This window comes from Streptomyces sp. NBRC 110611 (assembly GCF_001590865.1).
Lineage (GTDB): Bacteria > Actinomycetota > Actinomycetes > Streptomycetales > Streptomycetaceae > Streptomyces.
Genome location: NZ_BBUY01000004.1, coordinates 555,227 through 577,310, shown reverse-complemented (window position 1 = coordinate 577,310; position 22,084 = coordinate 555,227). Strand labels below are relative to the sequence as shown.

13 protein-coding genes are annotated in these 22,084 nt (G+C 74.4%); 7 read left to right on the top strand and 6 right to left on the bottom strand.

Annotation, left to right across the window (positions count from 1 at the left end; translation table 11 throughout):
- The first annotated feature begins 499 nt into the window (after positions 1-499).
- Positions 500-949 carry a PTS glucose transporter subunit IIA gene (locus AZE13_RS13345; RefSeq protein WP_066930598.1) on the top strand — a complete coding sequence of 150 codons (450 nt, stop codon included), beginning with the start codon at positions 500-502 and terminating at the stop codon, positions 947-949.
- Between the two features lie 77 nt (positions 950-1,026).
- Positions 1,027-2,697 (top strand): phosphoenolpyruvate--protein phosphotransferase, encoded by a 1,671-nt coding sequence (gene ptsP, locus AZE13_RS13340; RefSeq protein WP_066930597.1) that lies wholly within the window; start codon positions 1,027-1,029, stop codon positions 2,695-2,697.
- Between the two features lie 130 nt (positions 2,698-2,827).
- Here ptsP and AZE13_RS13335 read toward each other — a convergent pair whose 3' ends face one another.
- The gene (locus AZE13_RS13335) at positions 2,828-3,901 is read right to left on the bottom strand and encodes a hypothetical protein (protein WP_258527770.1); all 1,074 of its coding nucleotides are present in this window, start codon (positions 3,899-3,901) and stop codon (positions 2,828-2,830) included.
- 113 nt (positions 3,902-4,014) lie between these two features.
- The gene (locus tag AZE13_RS13330; protein ID WP_066930596.1) at positions 4,015-6,033 is read right to left on the bottom strand and encodes an acetoacetate--CoA ligase; all 2,019 of its coding nucleotides are present in this window, start codon (positions 6,031-6,033) and stop codon (positions 4,015-4,017) included.
- Between the two features lie 366 nt (positions 6,034-6,399).
- On the opposite strand from AZE13_RS13330, the gene AZE13_RS13325 reads away from it, so the two are divergent.
- The 4 genes from AZE13_RS13325 (at position 6,400) to AZE13_RS13310 (ending at position 12,607) form a co-directional block, all read left to right on the top strand.
- On the top strand, positions 6,400-8,856 hold the full coding sequence (locus AZE13_RS13325) for a glycoside hydrolase family 31 protein (RefSeq protein WP_066930670.1): 2,457 nt from the start codon (positions 6,400-6,402) through the stop codon (positions 8,854-8,856).
- 40 nt (positions 8,857-8,896) lie between these two features.
- Positions 8,897-9,697, top strand: a complete 801-nt coding sequence (locus tag AZE13_RS13320) for a M15 family metallopeptidase (RefSeq protein WP_079123945.1) — start codon at positions 8,897-8,899, stop codon at positions 9,695-9,697.
- 153 nt (positions 9,698-9,850) lie between these two features.
- The gene (locus AZE13_RS13315) at positions 9,851-11,647 is read left to right on the top strand and encodes a GGDEF domain-containing protein (protein ID WP_079123944.1); all 1,797 of its coding nucleotides are present in this window, start codon (positions 9,851-9,853) and stop codon (positions 11,645-11,647) included.
- Positions 11,648-11,833: 186 nt separating this feature from the next.
- The gene (locus AZE13_RS13310) at positions 11,834-12,607 is read left to right on the top strand and encodes an MIP/aquaporin family protein (RefSeq protein ID WP_066930595.1); all 774 of its coding nucleotides are present in this window, start codon (positions 11,834-11,836) and stop codon (positions 12,605-12,607) included.
- A gap of 60 nt (positions 12,608-12,667) precedes the next feature.
- Here the strand turns inward: AZE13_RS13310 and AZE13_RS13305 are convergent, their stop codons facing one another.
- Genes AZE13_RS13305 through AZE13_RS13295 form a run of 3 tightly spaced genes read right to left on the bottom strand, consistent with a single transcriptional unit; the run spans position 12,668 to position 16,457 of the window.
- Positions 12,668-13,081 (bottom strand): DUF742 domain-containing protein, encoded by a 414-nt coding sequence (locus tag AZE13_RS13305; RefSeq protein ID WP_066930594.1) that lies wholly within the window; start codon positions 13,079-13,081, stop codon positions 12,668-12,670.
- Positions 13,078-13,518, bottom strand: coding sequence for a roadblock/LC7 domain-containing protein (locus AZE13_RS13300; RefSeq protein WP_066930593.1), 441 nt, complete (start codon positions 13,516-13,518; stop codon positions 13,078-13,080). Before AZE13_RS13300 ends, AZE13_RS13305 begins: the two co-directional genes overlap by 4 nt.
- On the bottom strand, positions 13,515-16,457 hold the full coding sequence (locus AZE13_RS13295) for a nitrate- and nitrite sensing domain-containing protein (protein ID WP_066930592.1): 2,943 nt from the start codon (positions 16,455-16,457) through the stop codon (positions 13,515-13,517). The genes AZE13_RS13300 and AZE13_RS13295 overlap by 4 nt, the downstream gene beginning before the upstream one ends.
- Before the next feature lie 404 nt (positions 16,458-16,861).
- Between AZE13_RS13295 and AZE13_RS13290 the strand changes: the two genes are divergently transcribed.
- Positions 16,862-17,266: a hypothetical protein gene (locus AZE13_RS13290; RefSeq protein ID WP_398780146.1), complete on the top strand. Its 405-nt coding sequence runs from the start codon at positions 16,862-16,864 to the stop codon at positions 17,264-17,266.
- A 100-nt stretch (positions 17,267-17,366) separates the two neighbouring features.
- Here AZE13_RS13290 and AZE13_RS13285 read toward each other — a convergent pair whose 3' ends face one another.
- Positions 17,367-22,058 carry a hypothetical protein gene (locus AZE13_RS13285; RefSeq protein ID WP_066930590.1) on the bottom strand — a complete coding sequence of 1,564 codons (4,692 nt, stop codon included), beginning with the start codon at positions 22,056-22,058 and terminating at the stop codon, positions 17,367-17,369.
- Positions 22,059-22,084: the final 26 nt, after the last annotated feature.

The window sequence follows — 22,084 nt, the reverse complement described above, 5'->3', positions numbered from 1 at the left end:
AGCACATCGTGTCGGCAGGACTTTCAAAGGAACCTCATCTCCCGGATGTTTCCGGTCGACGGGGTATCAACATATCTGGCGTTGACTTTTGGCACGCTGTTGAGTTCTCAAGGAACGGACGCTTCCTTTGGCTCCCTCTCGGGCTCCTCCGGGCGCTTCCCTTCGGCGTTTCACACTCTATCAGGTCTTTTCCGGCTTCCGAACCGATGCTTTTCCGCAGCAATGCAGAAGGCACCAATTCGCGAGTCGCGATCAGACGCAATGGAGTGCCGCCCACTATCGTCCGACCACAGTTCTCTGCGGCCTGGCGTCCGGGGCAGGTCTCAGACAGTACAGCTCGGCCGAGGGCGAGGCAAATCGATTCAGCGGGACTCGCGGAGCGTAACCAGCGCCGTCATGCGGAACCGTCAGTTCTTATGACTTACGCTTCTGAACGGTGCGCCGTCCAGAACAGGTAGTGACGGCGACCTGATGAATCTCCACCCCTGGGAGGCTTCCCATGACCACCGTGACGTCCCCGCTCGCTGGACGCGCCATCGGACTCGCGGCCGTGCCCGACCCGGTGTTCTCCGGAGCGATGGTGGGTCCCGGTACCGCCATCGACCCGGTTCGTGAGCCGTCCACCGCCGTCTCGCCCGTGGACGGTGTGCTCGTATCTCTGCACCCGCACGCGTTCGTCGTCGTCGACGCCGAAGGGCACGGTGTGCTCACGCACCTCGGTATCGACACCGTGCAGCTCAACGGCGAAGGCTTCGAGCTCCTGGTGAACAAGGGCGACACCGTCCGCCGCGGCCAGGAGATCGTGCGCTGGAACCCGGCCGCGGTCGAGGAGGCCGGTAAGTCGCCGGTCTGCCCGGTCGTCGCGCTGGAGGCCACCGCGGACTCGCTCGGCGAGGTGCGCGAGGACGGCGACCTCAAGGCGGGCGACCAGCTCTTCTCCTGGCAGTGAGCCGGGTGCCGTCCCGAACGGCAGGTACGACATCCACCGCGGCGGCCCGGCCGTCGCATCAACCGGAGACGGGTGCAATGGAGACAACGCTGCGAGGCGTCGGCGTGAGCCACGGTGTGGCCATCGGCGAAGTGCGGCACATGGGTACGGCGGTGCTGGAGCCGCCGGCCAAGCAGATTCCGGCGGACGAGGCGGAGCGCGAACAGGGGCGTGCCCGCCAGGCCGTGGAAGCTGTCGCCGCCGACCTGATAGCGCGTGGGAATCTTGCCGGCGGCGAGGCCCAGGCCGTGCTGGAGGCCCAGGCGCTGATGGCGCAGGACCCCGAGCTGATGGCGGACGTCGAGCGGCGGATCGCCGTGGGCAGCACCGCCGAGCGTGGTGTGTACGACGCGTTCGCGGCCTATCGGGCGCTGCTGGCGGGTGCCGGTGAGTACCTGGCCGGGCGGGTCGCGGACCTCGACGACGTGCGGAACCGTATCGTCGCGCGGCTGCTCGGTGTGCCGATGCCGGGTGTGCCGGACAGTGACGAGCCGTATGTACTGATCGCGCGGGATCTGGCGCCGGCTGACACCGCGCTGCTCGACCCGTCGCTGGTGCTCGGATTCGTGACCGAGGAGGGCGGGCCGACCAGCCACAGCGCGATTCTGGCGCGGGCGCTGGGAGTGCCGGCCGTGGTCGCGCTCCCGGGTGCCGGTGAGCTGGTCGAGGGCACGGTCGTCGCCGTGGACGGCAGCACCGGTGAGATCTTCGTGGAGCCGACCGCCGAGAAGCGCGCGGAGCTGCGGCGAGCGGCCGAGGAGCGGAAGGCGGCGCTGGCCGCGGCGTCCGGTCCGGGCGCCACCTCCGACGGGCACAAGGTGCCGCTGCTGGCGAATGTCGGCGGTCCCGGTGATGTGGCCGCGGCGGTCGAGGCCGGCGCCGAGGGTGTGGGTCTGTTCCGTACCGAGTTCCTGTTCCTGGACGACAGCAAGAAAGCGCCGTCCGAGGAGAAGCAGGTCGAGGCGTACCGCAAGGTTCTGGAGGCCTTCCCTGAGGGGAGGGTCGTGGTGCGGGTGCTCGACGCCGGCGCCGACAAGCCGCTGGACTTCCTGACTCCGGCCGACGAGCCGAACCCGGCACTGGGCGTGCGGGGTCTGCGGACGCTGCTCGACCACCCGGACGTGCTGCGTACGCAGTTGACGGCGCTGGCGAAGGCGGCCGAGGGGCTGCCCGTCTACCTCGAAGTCATGGCACCGATGGTGGCGGACCGGATCGACGCCAAGGCGTTCGCCGACGCGTGCCGGGACGCCGGACTGCAGGCGAAGTTCGGCGCGATGGTGGAGATTCCGTCGGCGGCCCTCCGGGCGCGGTCGATTCTGCAGGAGGTGGAGTTCCTTTCGCTGGGGACCAATGACCTGGCGCAGTACACCTTCGCGGCGGACCGTCAGGTGGGCGCCGTGTCCCGACTGCAGGACCCGTGGCAGCCGGCGCTGCTCGACCTCGTGGCGACTTCGGCCGAGTCCGCGAAGGCCGAGGGCAAGAGCTGTGGCGTCTGTGGTGAGGCGGCCTCCGATCCGCTGCTCGCGTGTGTCCTGACGGGCCTCGGTGTCACCAGCCTGTCGATGGGTGCGGCGTCGATCCCCTATGTGCGGGCGACGCTGGCCAAGCACACGCTGGCGCAGTGCGAGCGTGCCGCGGCCGCGGCGCGGGCCGCGGACACCGCGGACGATGCCCGGGCGGCCGCGCAGGCGGTGCTTTCCGGGGAGTGATCCCACGGGCGCCGTGCCCCGGGCACGTCGCCCCGGAGCAGCGCCGGCTCACGTCGCGGAGCTCTGACGGCCGTCCCGCCCTTCTGGCGGGGCGGCCGTTCGCTGTCTCCGTGAGCGAAGGTCGCGAAGGTCAGTGGTGGGTGTGGGGGTCGGGTGGTGGGGTGAGCGGGAGGCCGGGTGCGTGGTCGACGCCGTGTTCGGGCGGGATCGGTTCGCCGGTGTCGGTGTCGGTGCAGTAGGCCGTGAACACCTCGGCGGCGCTGAGCGGGCGGAGCCAGGAGTCGCGGAGCGACCAGCCGCGGACGGTGTCCCGGCCGCGGTCGGCGCGGTCTGCGGGGGCGGTGGGCTCCTCGTCGGCAGCGGCGGTGGAGTCGGTACGGCCGGGGGAATCAGTGCGGTCGACGGAGTGGGTGGGGTCGGTGGAATCGGTGGAGTCGGTTGTGAGGGCCAGGGTGCGGGAGACGATGCCGCCGGGGGCTCGTAGGGCGAAGCCGGTGGCGAGGACCGTGCAGAAGAGCAGGCTTTCGGATTCGTCGAGTCGGCGCGGAGCGCCCTCGTGGGTGGTGGCATGCACGGCCGCGAGGAGGGATGGGTGACCGGCCGCGATGGAGCAGACGAGGTGGTGGGCACCGTCACCGAGGGCGGCGAGGAGTTGCTGGAGCGCTTGGGTGGCGCGGGCGAAGGCGGCGTGGGCGAGGTCCGCCCCGCACTCCTCGCAGCTCCCGGCGCGGGCCAGCAGCCCCGAGGCGTGCCGCCAGGTCGCCTGGCGGTCGGACTCCTCGACGAGCAGCGGGATCAGCCGGCTGAGCGGCTCGTCCTCGTACGTCAGCGTCGCGCCGGTGCGGGCGACTTCGGCGGTGTAGCGGGCACGGCTCTCGGGGCGGTCCGGGTCCAGGGCGAGGTCGGCGCAGAACTGCTCGTAGGCGACCGGGTCGAAGAGACTGACGGTCGTCAGTACGCCCTGGCCGGCAAGGGTGTGCAGCAGGGTCTCCATCTGCTCTAGGTAGGTGCTGTGATCGTCGAACGGGAAGGTGCGGTAGCGGCGCATGGCGCTGAAGTCCCGCTCGTCGGCGAGGACCGCGGCGGCGCTGGGGATTTCGCGGCGCAGTGCGCGGCGGGCGGCGGAGCCCCTGGAGCGGGCGCTCGCTCCGCCGGTGCGGTGGGCGCGGGCGGCGCGAGCGGCGGGTCGGGATGTGGACGTCATGACTCCCCCTGGGTGTGCTCGGTGTGACGGTGTGGCGTGCGCGGATCGAACGCCACTTGTCACCGAGAGTAATGAGAGGGTCTGACAACGCCGGCTCCGCGCCGGTGCGGCGGCTATCGCGTGCGGTCGCGGGCCACCTGCTCGTAGAAGCGGAGCAGTTCCAGGTCGTCGACGGATCCGGGGTTGACCGCCTTGTCGAGGGGCGTGCCCTGGAGGAGGCGTTTGACCGGGACCTCGATGCGCTTGCCGGTGAGGGTGTGCGGTACGCCGGGGGCCTGGATGATGTCGTCCGGGACGTGACGTGGTGAGAGCTGTTCGCGGATGGTGTGCTTGATGCGCTCGCGGAGGCTCTCGTCGAGGGTGGCTCCGGGGACGAGGTGGACGAAGAGCGGCATCCAGTAGCCGCCGTCGGGGAGTTCCAGTCCGATGACGAGGGATTCGCGGATCTCGGGGAGCCGTTCGACGGCCTCGTAGATGTCGGCGGAGCCCATCCGGACTCCCTGGCGGTTGAGGGTGGAGTCGGAGCGGCCGTGGATGACGACGCTGCCGCGTGAGGTGACGGTGATCCAGTCGCCGTGCCGCCAGACGCCGGGGTACATGTCGAAGTAGCTGTCGTGGTAGCGGGTGCCGTCCGGGTCGTTCCAGAAGCGGGTGGGCATGGACGGCATGGGGTTGGTGACCACGAGTTCGCCGACCTCGTCGATGAGGGGCTTGCCCTGGGGGTCCCAGGCCTGCAGGTCGGTGCCGAGGCAGGGCGCCTGGAGTTCGCCGATATGGACGGGGAGGGTGGGGACGGCGCCGGCGAAGCAGCTGCAGACGTCGGTGCCACCGCTGACGGAGGCCGTCCACAGCTCGGCGCCGCTCTCCGCGAAGGAGTCGTGCAGCCAGCGGAAGCCGTCCGGCGGGAGCGGGGAGCCGGTGGTGGCGACGCAGGTGAGGGCGGAGAGGTCGAGGTCGCGGGCGGGGCGGATACCGGCCTTGCGGCAGGCCATGACGTAGGCGGCGGAGGTGCCGAAGAGCGTCGTGCGGGTGGCCGCGGCGACCCGCCACTGGGCGGCGATGTCGGGGTGGCCGGGGCTGCCGTCGTACAGGACGATCGTGGCACCCACCAGCAGGCCCGCGACGAGGAAGTTCCACATCATCCAGCCGGTGGAGGTGTACCAGAAGAACCGGTCGTCGGGGCCGAGGTCGCAGTGCAGGCCGGCCTGCTTGAGGTGTTCGAGCAGGATGCCGCCCTGGGACTGGACGATGGCCTTGGGCAGTCCGGTGGTGCCGGAGGAGTACAGGACCCACAGGGGGTGGTCGAAGGGGACCGGTTCGAAGACCGGTTCGGTGTCGTCGGTGGTCAGATCCGACCAGTTCAGGGCGCCTTCGGGGGCGGGGGTGCCGAGCAGCGGGATGTGCACGACCGCGCGCAGGGTGGGCAGTTCGGCGCGGAGTTCGGTGACGGTGTCGCGGCGGTCGTGTTCCTTGCCGCCGTAGCGGTAGCCGTCGACGGTGAACAGGACGACCGGTTCGGTCTGCTGGAAGCGGTCCAGGACACTCCGGGCGCCGAAGTCGGGGGCGCAGGACGTCCACACGGCGCCGACCGCGGCGGTGGCGAGCAGGGCGACCACGGCCTGCGGGGTGTTGGGGAGGTAGCCGCTGACCCGGTCGCCGGGGCGGACGCCGAGCCGGCGGAGCGCGGCGGCCAGCGAGCCGACCTGGGCGCGGAGTTCGGCCCAGGTGACGGGGGTCGGCCGGTGGTCCTCGTCGACGTACAGGAGCGCCGGGTGGCCGGCGCGGTCCGGGTCGGCGGCGGCGCGCAGGGCGTGCTCGGCGTAGTTCAGGGTGGCGCCGGGGAACCAACGGGCGCCGGGCATCGTTCGCTCGGCGAGGACGGTTTCGTAGGGGGTGGTGAAGCGGACGTCGAACCATGCGGCGGTGGCCTGCCAGAAGGCCGGGAGGTCGTCGACAGACCAGCGGTGCAGCGCGGCGTAGCTCGCGGCGGGGTCGCCGGGGGTGGGGGCGGGCGCGCCGTGGTGGGTGGCGGCCCAGTGGTGGAAGCGGGTGACCTGTGCGCCGGCGATACGGTCCGGGCCGGGCTGCCAGAGGGGTTCCGGCTGAGGGGCGGACTGCGGTGCGGTGGTCATGATGCGGCTCCCGGACGGTACGCGTCGTCTGCGTCGGCGCGCACGGCGGCGGGGGTCTCCCGTGGTGCTCGTGAGCGCGTGGCACGGCTTACCTGGACGATGTGACGCTGACGATGCCACGTGATCGACTTGTGCACCAGGGTGGGCGCCGCACAGACGTCTCACAGACGCCTCACCTTCGGGTGTGACCGGATGCGATCGCCGATGCCGTCGCCATGCGGTCCGGGTCGGTTCCCGGGTGCCCGGCGGGATTCGGTCACCGGACGGCGGGGCGCCGGGCCCGGAGTGGCCGGGCATGGCCTCGCGCAGGTGAACGGCGGTTGAACGCGGCCCGCACAGCGGGGTGTCGATGGCAGGGTGACCGGCATGGACGGGCGTGATCTGGTGCGGTCGGTACGGATGATCAGGGCGGTCGGACCGGCACAGGGGCTGCGGTCCGTGCGCGCGGCCTGGCGGGCGCGGCGGGCGGACGCCCGGGCGCTGCCGCGGCGGGTGACGGAGCGGGCGAGGGTGCCGGGGCCGGCCCGCGGCGCCGAGTCCCGGCCGGGCGGAGGGCTGATCCACTTCACGCGCTCGTCCCTGCGGGTCCGGGTGGCGTCCGGGGGCGCGGTGTTCTGCGGCTGGGACGGTGCCGGGCCGGAGCCCTCGTACGCGCTGGCGGGGGCGTGTCCGGAGGTCGATCCGCGGGCGGTGCTGGAGCCCGATACCGAGGGCGGCTGGCGGGTGGTGTCCGAGCGGGTACTGGTGGTGATCTCCCGGTACGGCGCGGTGGAGGTACGGACGCCCGGCGGGGCGGTGCTGCGGCGCGAACAGCCGCCGCGCTGGTGGGACCGTACGGAAGGCGGGGGCTGCACGGAAGACGGGGGCCGTACGGAAGATCCGGACGCCCCGCGTGCCGGCCGGCCGGAGGCCTCCGGCGCCTCGCGGTGGGTGCTCCGCTCGGAGGTCGCGGCGGACGCCCGGTTCTTCGGGCTGGGCGGCCGGGCGCACGGACCGCGGCTGCGGGACGGCGAGTACCGGCTGTGGAACACCGATCCGGGCGGCGCGTTCGAGCCGGGAGACGACCCGCTGTCGCTGACGATGCCGGTCCAGATGGTGGTGGCGGACGCCGGTACCCATCTGGTGTTCCACGACAATTCCTGGGACGGCCGGGTGCTGCTCCGGGAGGGCGTGGAAGGCGTGGGTTCGGGCCACGACCGTCCGGGCAGCTGCCAGCTGCGGATGGACGGCGGGCCGCTGCGCTACTGGGTGCTGGCCGGCACCCCGGCCCGGGTGCTGCAGGTGTGGACGGCGCTGACCGGGGCGCCCGCGCTGCCGCCGCGGTGGGCGCTGGGCCATCAGCACGCGCGGTGGGGGTTCGGCGGCCAGGACGAGGTGCGCCGGGTGGTGTCCGGCTACCAGGAGCGCGGACTCCCGCTGTCCGCCGTCCATATGGACATCGACCACTACGACCGCCACCGGGTGTTCACCGTCGACCGCGCGCGCTATCCGGATCTGCCGGGCCTGGCCCGGGAGTTGCGGGCCGAAGGGGTGCGGCTGGTGTCGATCGTGGACCCTGCGGTGAAGGCGGAGCCGGGGAACGCGGTGTACGAGGGCGGAAGGTCGGCCGGGGCCTTCGTACGGGACGCGCGGGGCCGGGAGGTGCGCGGGGTGGTCTGGGCCGGTGAGTCGGTGTACCCGGATTTCACCGACGCCGGGGTGCGCGAGTGGTGGGGTGAGCGGTACGCGGAGCGGCTGGCGCAGGGCTTCTCGGGGTTCTGGCACGACATGAACGAGCCGGTCTCGTTCGCCCCGTTCGGCGAGCCCACGCTGCCGCGCTCGGCCCGGCACGCGCTGGAGGGGACCGGCGGTGACCACCGGGAGGCGCACAACGTCTACGCCCTGGCGATGGCCCGGGCCGGCTTCGAGGGGCTGTGTGAACTGCGGCCGGAGGAGCGGCCGTTCCTCTTCTCCCGTTCGGGCTGGGCCGGGCTGCAGCGCTACGGGGGCACCTGGTCGGGGGACGTGGCGACCGGCTGGCCGGGGCTGCGGGCGTCGCTGTCCCTGGTGCTGGGGCTGGGGCTGTGCGGGGTGCCGTACAGCGGCCCCGATGTGGGCGGGTTCTCCGCCGAGCCGTGCCCGGAGCTGTATCTGCGCTGGTTCCAGCTGGGCGCGTACCTTCCGCTGTTCCGCACCCACTCGGCGTTCTGGGCGGGGCGGCGGGAGCCGTGGGAATTCGGGGCGGAGGTGCTGGGCCATGCCCGTACGGCGCTGCGCGAACGGCAGCGGCTGCTGCCGTACTTCGGGACGCTCGGCCAGCTGGCGCGGCTGACCGGGGCCCCGTACGTCCGGCCGGTGTGGTGGAACACTCCGCGGGACCGGGCGCTGCGCGACTGCGAGGACGCCTTTCTGCTGGGGGACGCGCTGCTGGTGGCGCCCGTGCTGGCGGCAGGTGTGACCCGGCGGCCGGTGCGGCTGCCGCGCGGGCGGTGGTACGACACCGCGACCGGACGGGCGTACTGCGGCCCCGGGCGGGTGTGGGTGGACGCGCCGCTGTCGCGGATTCCGGTGCTGGCGCGGGCCGGTGCGGTGCTGCCGGTGGCCGGTGCGGACGGGGCGACGGAGCTGGAGGTGTGGGCGCCGTCGGCCGGGCGCGGGGGCGGCGGTCTGGTGGTGCCGGACGCCGGCGACGGCTGGCAGCAGCCGGCCGTGGAGCGCTTCACCACCCGCCGGGAGGACGACCGGGTGGTCGTGGAGCGGCGGGACGGGCGGCCGGTGGGGTATCCGGTGCGGGTGCGGGGGCTGGAGGGTGAGGAGGGCCGGTGCCGGAACCCGTCGGAGTGACGGTCTTCCGCCGCCCGGCCGCGCCTGGTAGACGGGAGCCATGCCGAGACTCGCCGCCACGCTGCGCGGCCTGGCCGTCGCTGCCGCCGCCCTGATGACCGTCACCGCCGCGCCGCCACAGGCGTCGGGCGCCGTCCGTCCGGCGGCGCACCCGGCCACGATGCCCGGGGAGTTCGTCGCGCTGCGCGCGGTGGACCCGACGATCATCCAGGAGATGCGCTACGTCACGCCGCACAACTTCACGGGCGGGCCGGTCGACGGCTACCTCGGGCCGCGATGCCTGCTGACCCGGAACGCGGCCCGGGCCCTGCACCGCGCCCAGCGCTCCTTCCTCAAGCGCGGCTACTCGCTCAAGGTGTACGACTGCTACCGGCCGCAGCGCGCCGTGGACCACTTCGTCCGGTGGGCCGAGGACCTCGGCGACCAGCGGATGAAGGCCGAGTTCTATCCCCGGCAGGACAAGGCGAAGCTGTTCGAGGACGGCTATATCGCCGCCAAGTCCGGTCACAGCAGGGGCAGTACGGTCGATCTGACCCTGGTGCGGCTGCCGGCGGCGCCCACCCGCCCGTATGTGCCGGGCGAGCCGCTGACGCCCTGCTACGGGCCGGAGGGCGAGCGCTTCCCGGACAACTCCCTCGACATGGGGACGGGCTTCGACTGCTTCGACACGCTCGCGCACACCCTCGACCCGCGGATCCGCGGACGGCAGCTGCGGAACCGGCTGCTGCTGAAGAGCGGCCTGGAGCGGGCCGGATTCGTCAACCTGCCGGAAGAGTGGTGGCACTTCACCTTCACCCCGGAGACGTTCCCGGACACCTACTTCGACTTCCCGGTCCGGTGACCGGCGCATCCTGGTTCCGGGCGCCAGGTCCGGCACGCCGTCCGTCGAACGTCCTGTGTGCATCGCGCGGGAGCCGCCCGTACGCTCCGGAATGATGCGTGAACACCGCGTTAATCACGTCCTGTTCGGAGCGCGGCGGGGCAGGCTACTGCCGTGCCTGCCTGGACGGACCAGCTTCGATTCGCCTTCCAGCCCGTGGTGAACCTCTCGACCGGGTCGATCGCCGCGCTGGAGACACTCGCCCGCCCCGAGCCCGGCGAGGTCGACGTCCTCACGTCCGCCCGGCGCTGCCCCGACCTGGACGCCGAACTCGCGGCACTCGCCGTACGCGCCGCAGCACACCAGGAGACGCTGCTGCCACTGCACATCAACGTCTTCGCCACCACGGTCGCCGAGCTGCCGCGGCTGACGTCGCTGGGCAAGGCCGTCCACGACGTTGGCCGGCGTCCCTGGGAGATCACCCTGGATCTCGTCGGGCCGTTCACCCATGTCCCGCGCGCCGCGCTGCTGGAGTCGGTATCGGTGCTGCGCGACGAGGGGTACCGGATCTGCGCGGACGGGGTCGGGGACGGGGATCTGCCGCTGCGGCTGCTCGGTGAGCTGACGCCGGACCTCGTCAAGCTCGATGCCGCGCTGTGTGTGCGGCTGGACGCCGACCGGGGGCGGCAGGCCGCGGTGGCCGCGATGCGGCAGCTGTGTGAGCGGGTGGGCGGGCTGCTGGCCATCGAGGGGGTGGAAACCGAGCGGCAGTACGCGGCGGTGCGGGATGCCGGGGTACAGCTGGCACAGGGGCATCTGTTCGCGCCGCCGGCGCGGCGGCCGGCCACCGAGGTGTATCTGCCGCGCGCGGCACGGCCGGCGGCGAGCGGGCCGGCGTTGTCGTACCGCCCGCCGTCCGGGCCGCCGGTCACCCAGTTCCTGCAGCCTGCCGCGCTGCTGCCGATGTCCGCGTCGGCGGGCGCGGTGCGCAGCCACCTCATCGGCTTCCCCGGGGTGTCGGGGGTACTGCTGGTGGACACCGACGGGGTGCCCGTCCGGGCGATCGGCCGGGACCGGTTCCTGCTGTCGCTCTCCGGGCGGTACGGGCATGCGCTCTACGCCGACCGGCCGGCGCTGCGGCTGGCGGACCGGCCGCGGACGGTGGGCGCGGACGCCACCGCCTGGCAGGTGCTCGATGTGATCGCCGAGGGCGGCCGGGACCGGACCGGGGACGAGGTGGCGGTGGTGGACGAACGCGGCCGCTGTATCGGTGTGGTGCACCTCGCCGACATCCTGCGGGCGCTGGCCGAGAGCCGGGTGGAGGAGGCGGCGCGGCTCAACCCGCTGACCCGGCTGCCCGGTTCGGACGAGGTCAACGGCGAGGTCGACCGGCGGATCGCCGAAGGGCGGGCGTTCGCGCTGAGCTGGCTGGACGTGGACGGGTTCAAGCAGGTCAACGACGGCGCCGGGTTCGCGGCCGGCGATGAACTGATCCGCGCGGTGGGGCGGACGCTCGCCGAGGTGGCGGCGGGGGTACCGGCGTCCCGGGTGGGGCATATCGGCGGCGACGACTTCCTGGTGCTGACGGAGCCGGACGGCCTGGAGCCGTTCGCCGCGGCGCTGTTGGACGTGGTGTGGCCGGTGGGCGGGCGGCCGGTGACGCTGTCGCTGGCGACGGTGGTGTGCCCGCCCGGCGGCGTCCGCGGGCACCGTGCGGCCGCGGCGGCGCTCGCCCCGCTGAAGCAGGAGGCCAAGGCGCTGCCGGGGGCGAGCTGGGTGGTGGGCCGGCCCGGCGGGGCGCGGACCGAGATCCGCCGGGGTGCGACGGCTCCGACGACTCCGACGACTCCGGGGGGACCGCCCGCCGGGCCGCTCACCGGGCCGTCCGCCGGGCCGCCACGGGTCGGGCCGGGAGCGAGAGCTCAACCACTCCCCCATGAGGCGTCCTTGACGCCCGATCACCTCGGGTGAACACTTCCGGGTGCCGGTCGGCACCGCGCACCCGGACACTGCGCACCCTGACACCGCGCGTCCGGACCCGCGCGTCCGGACCCCGCCGACTCAGGCACCCGGCCTGGTGGCAGCGGCCGCCCGCCGGTGGCACGCACCCTGCACGGAGTACCGGGGGACGTCCCCGGGTGAGGCCGAGGAGCCGCCATGTATTCCCCTGGGGACATCGTCGTCGGTGAAGTGATCGGTACCGCCGTCCTGATTCTCTTCGGCGCCGGTGTGTGCGCCGCGGTCAGCCTGCCGCGCTCCAAGGCCGGGTCGGCCGGCTGGGTCGCGGTCGCGTTCGGCTGGGGCCTGGGTGTCATGGCCGGGGCGTACACCGCGGCGCCGCTCTCCGGCGGGCACCTCAACCCGGCGGTGACGGTGGGCTCGGCGGTCGCGGGCGGCACCGAGTGGTCGGACGTACCGCTCTACATCGTGGCGCAGCTGGCCGGTGCGGTGATCGGTGCCGTACTGGCCTGGGCGCTGTACTACGCGCAGTTCGCCGCCAACGACGGCCGGTCCGGTGGCACCCCGCAGCCGACGCTGGGGGTCTTCGCCACGGTCCCGGAGGTCCGCAAGCCGGCCGCCAATCTCGTCTCCGAGATCATCGCCACCGTCGGACTGGTGCTGCCCCTGCTGTTCTTCGGCCAGAACAAGGGCATCGGCCTCGGCCGGGTCCCCGGCGCGCAGGCCGGCATCTACGGCTCGGGGATCACCGTGCTGCTGGTGGCGCTGCTGGTCGTCGGCATCGGGCTGTCGCTGGGCGGGCCCACCGGTTACGCCATCAACCCGGCCCGCGACCTCGGCCCGCGTATCGTCCACGCGCTGCTGCCGATCCCCAACAAGGGCTCCTCCGAGTGGAGTTACGCCTGGATCCCGGTGGCCGGACCGCTGATCGGCGCGGTGCTCGCGGGCCTGGTGCACGCCTGCGTGTTCTGACACCGGCGGCCGCCCGCGGACGATGCGGGGCGACGTCCTGAGCGCCCCGGGCCGGCCGGGTCACAGGGCGCGCAGGCCGTCGATCACCTCGCGCAGCACATCTTCGTCCGGCAGCTCGGCCGGCGGCACCGGCCGGCTGACCCGGACCAGATCCGCGTCGAGCAGGTCGCCGACCAGGACCCGTACGACCCCGACCGGCAGGTCGAGTCCGGCCGCCAGCTCGGCGACCGACAGCGGCGCCCGCCGGCACCGCTCGACGATCTCGATGTGCTCCGGCGCCAGTGTCCGGTCGTCGACGGCCTGCGGTGCGCGGCTCTCGGCGATCACCTGGGCGATCAGGTCGAGGCGCTCCTCCGCGCCGGTGCGGGTGCGCCCGCGGGTCATGGCGTACGGCCGGACGACGGGACCGGCCTCGTCGTCGTACCAGCGGGCCGCCGCCCGCTCCCGCGCCGCCCGGCCGTCCTGCTCACTCATGTGGACGGGCCGGACCGGGGCGCGGTGCCCAGGTGCGTACCCACCCGCTTCACCAGCAGGGTCATCTCGTAGGCGATCAGCCCGACATCGGAGTCGGCGTCGGCCAGTACGGCCAGGCAGCTGCCGTCGCCGGCCGCGCTGACGAAGAGGAACGCCTCGTCCAGTTCGACGATGGTCTGGCGGACCCGTCCGGCGTCGAAGTGCCGGCCGACGCCCTTGGCCAGGCTGTGGAAGCCGGAGGCGACCGCGGCCAGATGCTCGCCGTCCTCGCGGCCGAGGTCCTCCGAGGCGCCGGTGGCCAGGCCGTCGCTGGAGAGGACGAGGGCCTTGCGGATCGAGCCGACCCGGCCGACCAGCTCGTCCAGGAGCCAGTTCAGCTCACCGGGTCCCCTCGCCGGAGCCGGTGCGGTGGTCGTTGCTGCCTTCGGTGCGGTCATGGGCCGTCCCCTCCCGTTGTGGTTCCTGGTGGTGCGTGGGTGCCCGTGCCGTCGCCGTCGTGCCGGGGCGGGTCAGGGGCATCCGGTCCTGTGGTGTTCCCGGCCGGCCGGTCCTCGCCTGCCGGTGCTGTGGTCTCCGGCCGGTCCTCGTCTGCCGGTGCTGTGGTCTCCGGTCGGTCGTCGCCGTGGTCGCGGCGGCCGCGCTGCCAGCCGCGCTGGAGCGAGGCCATCCGGGCGCGTACCGCCTCGGCGTCCCGGTCGTCCGCGGGTGGCCCGGGGTGTCGCTCCCCTGGGGGCTGCTCGGGGCTCTCCGTTCTGAGCTGCGGTGCCAGGCTGGCCTGGCGGACGCGGCGGGGCAGTCCGGTCGCGGTGGTGGCGCGGGGCGGATTCCGGGGCGGCGGCGGGGCGGTGTCGTCGGCGTCGCCGTTGCCCCCGGTGTCCGCGTCGGACGGGCGCCGGGCGGCCGGCTCCCCGCCGGATGGTGCCGCCGCGTTCCCATCCGGCGCGTTCCTGTCCGCCGTGTGCCCCTCCACCGCGTTCCCGTCCGCCGCGTCCGCGTCCCCTTCGCGCCTCCGGCCTTCGACCGTCCGGCCGTGGTCCGCGACGAGCACCGGCGGGCGGGGGCGGCGCGGCAGCGGTACGGGCCCGCCGCCGGCCTTCGGCCGGGCGGGCGTCCCCTCGGCGGTGGCCGGGGAATTCCTGCCCCCGGGCGCCTGGTCCCGGGTCTGCTGATGCGGTTCGCCGTCGGGGACGGGCGGCAGGGCGGCGATCCCGCGCGGCCCGGTGGCCGGCCGGGACGGTGCCGTACCCGGGCCGCGGCGCCCGCGCTCGCGCCGCCGGTCGGGGCCGCGCCCGCGGTCCGGGCCGGTTGCCCGGTGTCGCTCGCCTCGCCGGTCCCCGCCGCGTTCCCCGGCCCGCTTCCCGGACAGGACGTCCTCGTCCCCGGCCGGCCCCCGCTCGTCCGGCCCCAGCGGCGCCTCGAGTTCCACCGGGCCGCCGGAGCGCGGGTCCGCGGCCGCCGCGTCGTCCGCCCGGCCGCCGCCGGCGGACTCGGTGAGGATCTCGCCCGGGATGAGGACCACGGCGGTGGTGCCGCCGTACGGCGAGGGCTGGAGGGAGACCCGTACGTGCTGCCGCCGGGCGAGCCGGCTGACCACGAACAGCCCGAGCCGGTCGGTGTCCGAGAGCTCGAACTCCGGTGTCTCGGCGAGCCGGAGGTTGGCCTCCAGCAGCTGGTCGGGCGCCATCCCCAGGCCGCGGTCGTGGATCTCCAGGGTGTAGCCGTTGGCGACCCGCTCGCCGAGCACCTGTACGGCGGTGTGCGGCGGCGAGAAGACCGTGGCGTTCTCCAGGAGTTCGGCGATCAGGTGGGTGAGGTCCGATACCGCGGGGCCGTCCACCGCGAGCCGGGGCGGCCGGCGCACCTCGATCCGCTCGTAGTCCTCGACCTCGGCGACCGCCGCCCGCACCACGTCCATCAGCTGGACGGGTCTGCGCCACTGCCGGGAGGGGACCGCGCCGGAGAGGATGACCAGGCCTTCGGCGTGCCGCCGCATACGGGTGGTGAGGTGGTCGAGCCGGAAGAGGTCGGCGAGTTCGTCGGTGTCCTCGGTGCGCCGTTCCATGGCATCCAGGAGGGTCAGCTGGCGGTGCAGCAGTACCTGGCTGCGGCGGGCGAGGTTGACGAAAACCTCGGAGACTCCGCGGCGCATATCGGCCTGTTTGACGGCGGCCTCGACGGCGGCCCGTTGGAGGGTGTTGAGGGCCTGGCCGACCTGGCCGGTCTCGTCCGGGCCGAAGTCCAGGCGGGGTGCCTCGGTCTCCACGTCCACCTGCTCGCCGGCCGCCAGCCGGCGCATCACGCTCGGCAGCCGTACACCGGCGGCCTCGTGGGCGGTCCTGCGCAGCCGGGTCAGGTCCCGGACGTGGCGGCGGCCGACGCGGAACGAGACGACGACCGAGACCAGCAGGGCGACGAAGCCGAGCACTCCGGCGACGGCGGCCTTGAGCAGGGTGTGGGTGACGACCGGTGCCATCCGTTCCTGATAGCGGTCGCCGGCGTCCCTGCCCAGCCGTTCGAGGTCGCCGAGCACCCGGGCCGCGGCGGTGCTCCAGCGCTCGGCGTTGACCGCCCGCGGTCCGGCCTGCGCACCGGCGGCGATCACCCGGTCCTCGTACGAGGCCAGTTCGCGGGCCGGTGCGGAGCGCCAGTAGTCCTCGTAGCCGCCGCGGTCCTCGGCGGGGAGGAGCGGGAGGCTGGTGCCGTAGAGGAGGCGGCGCTCGGCGGCCCGGTCGGAGAGCGCGCGCAGATCGCGTCCGCTCATGGTGCCGGAGGCGAGGACGGCGGACATCAGCGCGTCCTCGCGGGAGACGGCCTCGCGGGCGCGGGCGAGACCGACCAGTGCGCGCCCCTGCCTGTCCATCTCCGCGTTCTCCGGGGGGTGGAGCGCGGACAGGAAGTCGTAGCCGGGGTCGGCCAGGGAGTTGTAGCCCTCCATGGCCTCGTCGCGGGTGGCGGTGTTGTCCTTGATCCGGGCGCGCAGCGAGGTGAGTGCGGCGAGGCCGTCCAGGACGGTGTCCAGCCGGTCACCGGCGCCGCCGGTCAGGTCCTCGCGGACGCCCGCGGAGGCGGCGTCCGCGCGCAGCCGGGTGAGGGCCTCGTCGGTGGCGCGGGTGCGGCCGTGGAGCGCTCCGAGCGCGTCGGCGCCCCGCCGGTCGGCCAAGTAGCGGAGGCTCTGGCGGCGCTCGTGCTGGAGGGCCTGGAGGAGGTCCTCGACGGGGTGCCCCAAGCGTTGTGCGACGTTGCCGACGTCCAGCAGGCGGTTGGCCTCGCGGCCGGTGAGATACGTCGCGAACACCCACAGGGACGTCAGGGACACCAGCGGTACGAGCAGCAGCGCCACGATCTTCCGGCGGACCGACTTTCCGCGAAAGCGCATGGCCTCCCCTCCATCAACCCCGTTGTCCGGGAGCGGTGTTCCGTCAACAAACGGCGTGAGCCTACTACTGCCGGGTGACCTACCCGAAGGCCTTGTATGACGCCGAGTCAGGGATCCGGGGCGGGATCGTCATACGTTGTCCGCCGATTCCCGGAAAGCCCGCCCGTACGATTTCCGTCGATTCCCAGCGATTCCCGGGGCCCGCCCGTCACCGTGAGCCGGGACACCGCACCGGTATCCGGCGGCGGGCCGCTGCCGGGGTAGCCGGTTACGCGCCGCCCCGGATCACTCCCGGCCGTTCCGGTGCCCGACCATGGAGGGGTGGTGGGGGGACGGCCCGTGGAGGGGCGGGGGTTCGGCGCGGTGGTTGTGGGACGGTAACCGGTGAAACCCGGGCAGTCGCCCTGGATCCGGGTGTTCCGGGAGAGTACGGGGAGTGTGACGCGTTCATGGACACCGGATGGCGACCGTTGTGGGAGGAGGAGCCGGCAACCCGGGCCAGGATGCCGGATCCGGTGCGTACGGCCGCGGTGCGCGCGGTGATCATCGTGGCGATCACCCTGATCCAGGCGATGGTGGCGTTCCTGACCACGCTGGCCGGCTCGTGGTTCGCCTTCCCGGCGGCGCTGAGCACGGTCGCCGCCACCGTGGTCGCCACCTGGGCGGTGCTCGACGTCTGGGTGACCCGGCAGGTCTGGGTGCAGCGCCACGGGGTGCACTCACAACCGAGCAGCACGGCACGGCGGTTGCGCCGCGAACGGCGGCGGGCCCGCCGGGCCGCACCGGCGGAGAGTCCCCCCGGGGGATGATGCCGCGCGCCGGGCCCGGCTCTCGCCCTAGGGCCTGTCCGATGGGGCGCCGCGGGCCCACGCGGACCTATCGGACAGGCCTAGTGGGCCGCGGGACCGGTCACCCGGCATTCGCCTCCTCGCCGGGGGCGGGCTCACCGGCGTGCTCGTCGGGGCGGCGGAACATCCGCGTCGCGGTGATCTCGCCGTGCACCACGTCCCCGGCCGGGTCCTGCTGCGGCAGGCCGGGCCGCAGGTGCTCCTCGACGCTGATGTACTTCAGGCCGGCCCGCAGGTCCGCGTCGTTGCGCAACCGGATGACCAGCGGGAACTCGGCCAGCGCGGTGGTGTCGAACAGGCCGGTGGTGTAGAGCAGCTGCACGCCGAGCGCGTCGGCGACGGCCCGCTGGAGCTCCAGCAGGTAGGTGGCGTTGGCGCGGCCGATGGGGTTGTCGAGGAACAGCGTGCCGGCGTGCCGCTGCTTGTCGCGGCCCCGGTCGTTGCTGCGCAGCGCGGCCATCGTGCAGTACAGGGCGATCGCGGCGGTCAGCAGCTGGCCGCCGGAGAAGACGTCGCCCATCTGGCCGACGGGGACCCGCTCGGCCCGCAGCACCGCGTCCGGCTTGAGGATCTCCACCGCCACGCCGCGCGGCTGGAGGGCGGCGTGCACTCCGCGCAGCAGCAGGGACATCCCGTCGCGGCGCAGGTCGGAGTTCTTCTTGACCGCGGAGCGGGTGGCCTCGTCGATGACCTCGCCGAGCCGCTCGGTGAGGGTGGCCTGGTCGGGGTCCTCGAAGCGGATCCGCAGGAACTCCTGGCCGGACCACTCCCCCAGCCCCTCGGGCAGCCGGGACAGCCGCTGGGCGGAGCGCAGGGTGGTCAGCGACGAATCGACCATGCCGCGGAGCCGGTCGACGATGGAGTCGCGGTTGCGTTCCAGCTGCGCCAGCTCGTCGGTGAGCACCCGCAGCCGGGGCGCGAAGGCCTCCGCCCACTTGGCGGCGTGGTCCGGCAGGGCCGCCGCGGGCAGCTCGCGGATCTGCTGCCGGGCGGGGGTGCGGACCTGTTCGTAGCGGGTGGAGTTGGCGTGCCGTACGAGGACGTCGGAGGCCTCGCGGACCGCGGCCTCGGCGGCGGACAGGTCGGCGGCGCAGCCGCGCAGCGAGCGGCGGGACTCGGCGGCGGCCTGCCGGGCGTCGGCGAGGGAGCCGGCGTACGGCTCGATCGGCGCCTCCGTGCCGTCCTCGGTGTCCTGGTGGTCCCGCAGCAGATCGCGCAGCAGGGCGGCGGTCTCGTCGAAGCCGCCGGCCGCGTCCTCGGCCGCGCGGTGGGCGCGGAGCAGCTGCTCGTGCCGCTCCCGGGCGCCCTCCAGCGCCTCGGTGGCGGTGGCCAGTTCACCGGACGCGGTGCGCAGCAGCTCCTTGGCGCGGTCGGCGTCCGCGGGCACCAGCTCCTCGGGCAGCTCGGTGTGCGCCTCGCCGTCCGTGGGAGCGAGCCGCTCGGCCTCGCCGCGCAGCCGGCCGAGCTGCTCGCTCGCGGCCGAGGCGCGGCTCTCCAGCTTGTGCACCAACGATTCGGCGCGGGTGGCGGCGGCCTGCCGGGACGGACCGTCGGCGGCGTCCGGGCTCTCCAGGAGCGTCTCGGCGCGGGTGCGGACCTTGTTGGTGAGGCGGTTCAGCTCGGCCAGGGCGGCCGACTCGTCGCCTTCGGCGCGGGCCTGTTCGGCGCGCAGATCGGCGCCGACGCCGACCTTCTCGTAGAGCTGGGAGGCGGCGCGGTAGGCCTCGCGGAGCGCCGGCAGTGAGGCGTTCGCGGCCTCGGACGTCTCCTCCAGGTCGTCCGGTACACCGGCGATCTCGGCGCGTTCGGCGCGCAGGGCGTGGGCGGTGCGCCGGGCGTCGTCGGCGGCGCGCTGGGCGGCCCGGCGGTCCTCGTCGGCGGCCCGGGCGCGGTCCACGCACTCCTCCGCGCGGTCCTCGAACTCGGCCGCCTCATCGGCCAGTTCCCGCATCCGGGACTGCCAGGCGGCGCGCTCCCGCAGCCGGTGGGCGAGACCCGCCAGCAGGTCGGCGGCCCGGCGGGCGCGCTGCGCGGCCTCCTGCCGCTCGTCGCGCACCGCGGTGGCCTCGGCGGCGAGCTCCTCGGCCCCGGCGCGGGCCGTACGGGCCTCGGCGAGCTCGGCGGCGGCCTCGTCCGCGGCCGTCCGGGTCTCCTCCGCGGCGGCGGCCAGCTCGGCGAGCCGGCCGGCCGGGCAGCCGGTACGCCACGAGCCGAGCCGGGCGGCCAGCGCGCGGTCCCCGGCGAGCCGCGCGGCCAGCGCCCGGATCTCCTCGTCCCGCGCCGTCGCGCGGGCCCGCAGCGCCCGGCGCTCCTCGTCGGCGGCCGACTCGTCGTGCATCGCCGGGTTCGGCGGGACGAGGAAGACGCCCGTGTCCCGCGCGTCGGTGGCCGGGGTGGGGGCGAGCAGCGCGGCGGCGGTGCCCACCGCGACCGCGGAGCGCGGCAGCAGCGCGGCCTGGGCGAGCACCTCGCGGGCCCGGGCGTGGGTGTCCGGATCGGTGATGATCACGCCGTCGACGAGCTCGGGCCGGGCCGCGAGCACCCGGGCGTGGTCCGCGGGGGCCACGGACTGGGCGAGGTAGCGCCAGCCGGGCAGCGCCGGGACGCCGTGCTCACCCAGATACTCCACCGCGGCCAGCACGTCGGGCCCCGGGGGCAGCAGGCCGCCGTCGCCCAGCGCGCCGAGGATCCGGGCGTCGTCCGCGGCGGCCGTGCGCAGGTCGAAGAGCTGCCGCTCGGCGGCGGCGACGCCGTCCTCCAGCAGTTCCCGCAGCGCGTCGGCGTTACGGTCCAGTTCCTCGGCGGTCAGCGGGCCCGCGCCGGCCGGGCGGCGCGGAGTGCTCTGCTCGGGGGTGGCCGTCGCCGTACGGGGCGCGGGCACGCCCACCGGCTTCGCCGGGGTCTGCGGGAGCCCGAGGAGCTCGGCGAGCCGCTGCTCGGCGCCGATCGACTCGGCGGCCCGGCGCTCGGCGTCGTAGGCCCGCCCGGCGGCCTCGGCGGCGTCCTCGGCGCGGGCCGCGGCGAGTTCGGCGGCGGAGTGCCGGGACGTCGCCTCGCGGGCCCGGTCGGTGGCCTGCCGCGCCGTGTCACGGGCCGCGTCCCAGGCCTCGACGGCGGTCTTCTCGGCGTCCGAGGCGGCGAGCGCGGCGCGGGCCGGGTCGGCGTCCGGGGCGGTGTCGTCCAGCCAGCCGGCCCGGACGGCCTCGGCGGTCTCCTCGGCGACCTCGGTGAGCCGCTGCTTGAGGTGGTCGGCCTCACTGCGGGCGCGCTGGGCGTGGGTGGCGGCCGTGGTGGCGTCGCGGTGCGCGGCCTCACCGGCCTCCTGGAGGGCGGCGGAGCGCTCCTCCTCCTCGCCCGCGATCCGCTCCCCGGCCTCGGCTGCCGCGTGCAGGGCGCGGACCAGGTCGGCGGCGGCGGTGGCGCGGGCGGCGAGCGCCGGGGCGGCGTCCCGTTCGGCCTCGCGGATGGCGGTGGCGACCCGGGCGGAGCGGTCGGCGGCGGCGCGGTGCCGCAGCACGGTCTCCGCGGCCTGCCAGGCGCTGTGCAGGGTACGGGCGTCGTTCAGCTCGCGGCGCTGGGCGGCGGCGCCCTTCTCGGCGGCGGCGAGCGCCAGCGAGGCGTGCCGGTAGGCCAGTTCGGCGGAGACCAGGGCGCGGCGCTCGCGGGTCCGCTCGGCGTCGGTGACGCGGTGGGCCGCGGCGGCGACCTGCTCGGCCAGCTCGGCGGCGCGGCCGCGCTCCTCGGTGCCGCGGGCGTGCAGCCGCTGGGCCAGGCCGCGGGTGCGGCGCTCGGCGCCGGCGTGCACCTCGCGGGCGCGTTCGCGCTGTTCGGCGGCGTCGGCGATGCGGGTGAGCAGGTCGAGGGAGCCGGCGGTGAAGTCCCGTTCGGCGGTGAGTTCGGCGCGCCGGCCGAGCTTGTGGGCGAAGCCGTGGACGAGGTCGGCGAGGCCGTCGGTGTCGCGGGTGTCGGTGACGGCGCGGAGCAGCAGGTCGGTGAAGTCGGAGTCGTTCTTCACCGCGAACAGGCCGGCCGCCTCGCCTTCGTCCGCGTTCATCTCCCGCTGGTAGCGGAAGAGTTCCGGGTCCAGGCCCAGCTCGCCGAGGTGCTCGTTCCAGCGCTCGTGGATCTCCTCCCAGACGACATCCAGATTGGGGTAGTTCTTCCCGGCTTCGGTGAGGACGTCGCGGAAGCCCTTCATCGTGCGGCGGCGGCCGTGGGCACCCGAACTGCCTTCGCCCTCCTGGCGGGGGCGGACGATGGTGGCCTCGGCGACGGGCAGCGAGTCCAGGCTCATACCGGGGCCGGGCCGGAAGCTGTACCAGGCCTCGGCGAACTTCCTCGGGTCGTTGGAGACCTGCCGGCCGCGCCATTCGCTGACCTTGCCGACGACCACGGACTCGCCCGTGAGGACGTGCTGCCACTCCAGGGCGACATGGCCGCAGTCGTCGGCCAGCAGGAACTTGCGCAGCACGCCGGAGCTGGCGCCGCCGAGCGTGTTGCGGTGGCCGGGCAGCATGACCGAGAAGATCAGCTTGAGCAGGACGGACTTGCCGCCGCCGTTCTCCAGGAAGAGCACACCGGCGGGGGCGGGGCGGCGCGGCGGGCCGACCGGTTCGTCCTCGAAGAAGTCCGCCTGGGCCGGTGCCGGCTGGGGCACCGGGGCACCGACTCCCCGCAGGTCCAGCACGGTGTCGGCGTAGCGCGCACCGGCCGGCCCGATGGAGTAGAGGCGGACCCGGGACAGCTCGTACATGGCGGACTCTCGTTGTCGTGGTGCGG